Source organism: Bacillus sp. MBGLi79, assembly GCF_002953915.1.
Genome location: NZ_CP026521.1, coordinates 4,676,826 through 4,679,105 on the forward strand (window position 1 = coordinate 4,676,826; position 2,280 = coordinate 4,679,105).

The 2,280-nt window shown below is 47.4% G+C and carries 1 protein-coding gene and 1 pseudogene; both read right to left on the bottom strand.

Annotation, left to right across the window (positions count from 1 at the left end):
• Positions 1–750, bottom strand: a 750-nt coding sequence (gene iolB / locus C1T29_RS23845) for a 5-deoxy-glucuronate isomerase (RefSeq protein ID WP_208945568.1), incomplete at its 3' end; no start/stop codon positions are given.
• 74 nt (positions 751–824) lie between these two features.
• Positions 825–2,228 (bottom strand): annotated as a pseudogene (gene iolA / locus C1T29_RS23850) (methylmalonate-semialdehyde dehydrogenase); the annotation flags it as partial.
• Positions 2,229–2,280: the final 52 nt, after the last annotated feature.

A 2,280-nucleotide genomic window follows, 5' to 3' on the forward strand; every position in this document is an offset into this window, starting at 1 on the left:
CATCAAGTTTAAATAATAGTATGTGTATCCTTCAGGCAACCATACATGTTGGTATCCGGCCGGCAAGATGACAACGTTTCCATTTTCAACAGTCATCGTCTCGTCGATAGAACGGTCATCTGTATAGACGCGCTGAAATACAAAGCCTTGCTGCGGGTCAAGTTCATGGTAGTATGTTTCTTCTAAAAAGGACTCTTCAGGCAGGTTGTCTTGATCATGCTTGTGCGGCGGATAGCTGGACCAGTTTCCGCTTTCAGTGTAGACTTCGACGACTAAAAGGCTGTTCGCTGAAGGATCTGAATCCGGAAGTATGTTATGAACGGTTCGTTTATTGCTGAATTTCCCGCGGTTTTCAATACCGTTGTCTTCAGCTTTGATCAGTTTCGTCGGCAGCTGATTTTCAGAAGGGGAATAGCACAGGGCAACTCTTGCCTCTGTAACCGCGGTAATGCCGAACTTGCGGTCATTTGACACATACACGCTGTCGGTCGGCTTTCTTTCGAAAACGCTTTCTCTCGTGCCGATATTTTCAAATGTCTGTTCATGATCGGTTACGGTAATCTTTCCGGTAAGCGCGACGATGCAGCATTCTTGTTTGCTCAGCGATTCTTCATAGCTGGATCCCGGTGCGAGATCAAGGACTTTAAACTCGACATAACTGAGATCCGAATTCGATTTTTTCACTTCGTGTACAAGCTTCACGCCTTGTGACAGCTCATTCGCCTGCGGCTTGCGCAACAAATGACTCATGGATAAAGCCTCCTTTTCAAACTTGAAACATGATCCGAACAGCGCGGGAACCGCGCCGCTCGGTTTTTTCACAATTAATTGAAGTCAGGCGCCGGATATCTTGCAGTGACGACCTTTTTACGCGTATAGAAATCGACGCTGTCTTTTCCGTTCGCATGCAATGTGCCAAAGAACGAAGACTTCCATCCTGAGAACGGGAAGAATGCCATCGGAGCCGGTACGCCCAAGTTGATACCGAGCATTCCCGCATCAATGTTTTCACGGAAATAGCGGATCGCATTCGAATTCGATGTGAACAAACATGCGCCGTTTGCAAATTCGGATTGGTTGGCGATGTCAACCGCTTCTTTCAAGTTCTTCACACGGATGACTGACAATACAGGAGCAAAAATCTCGTCTTTCCAGATCGTCATATCAGTTGTGACATTGTCAAAGATTGTCGGGCCGACGAAATAGCCTTCATCTGTCACATTTTCACGTCCGTCGCAGACAAGTCTCGCACCCTCTTCAACTCCTTTTTGTATATAGCCGAGTGTGCGTTTCTTGTTGTCTTCGCGAATGACAGGTCCGAGGAATACACCGTCGTCTAGTCCGTTTCCGATTTTGACTTCAGATGCTTTCTGAACCAATTTCTCCATGAATTCATCTGCGATCCCTTCTTCAACCGTCACTACTGCACATGCCATACAGCGTTCGCCGGCAGATCCGAAAGCAGCGCCGATAATATTTGTTACCGTGTCTTCAAGATTGGCATCGTTCAGAACGATGGTGTGGTTTTTAGCGCCTGTCAGCGATTGAACGCGTTTCAGGTTTTCGCTTCCTTTTTTATAGACATATTCTCCGACCGGTTTTGAACCGACGAATGAAATCGCTTTAATTTCCGGGTGTTCGAGAATGCCGTTTACTACATCATGCGCACCGTATACGACATTGAAGACCCCTTTAGGAAGTCCCGCTTTTTCAAACAGTTCAACAAGCTTTTCCGTCAGGAGCGGCGTCCGCTCGGAAGGTTTCAGAATAAATGTGTTTCCTAACGCAATGGCCATCGGGAACATCCAGCACGGTACCATCATCGGGAAGTTAAATGGGGCAATTCCGCCGACGACTCCGATCGGGTAACGGTAGTTCGCCGCTTCAACATCGGTTGCAATTGAAGCAAGTGAATCTCCCATCATCAGGGAGGGCGCTCCAGCTGCAAACTCGACATTCTCGATGCCGCGTCCAACTTCGCCCAACGCTTCTTTCGTGTTTTTTCCGTTTTCAATCGTGATGAGGTGGGCGAGCTCCTCTTTATGCTGAGTCAAAAGCTGCTGAAAGTTAAATAGAATTCTTGCCCGGCGCGGAACGGCTACTTTTGACCATGTCTTAAACGCTTCAGCCGCTGTTTGCGCTGCGTATTCGATATCCTCGCGCGTCGAAATCGGCACCTGGCAAAGCACTTCTTTCGTCGCAGGATTGACTACATCTTCGTATTTGTCGGGGCAAGTGAATCCTCAAAATCTGCCATAAATACTTTTACATTAGATTTTA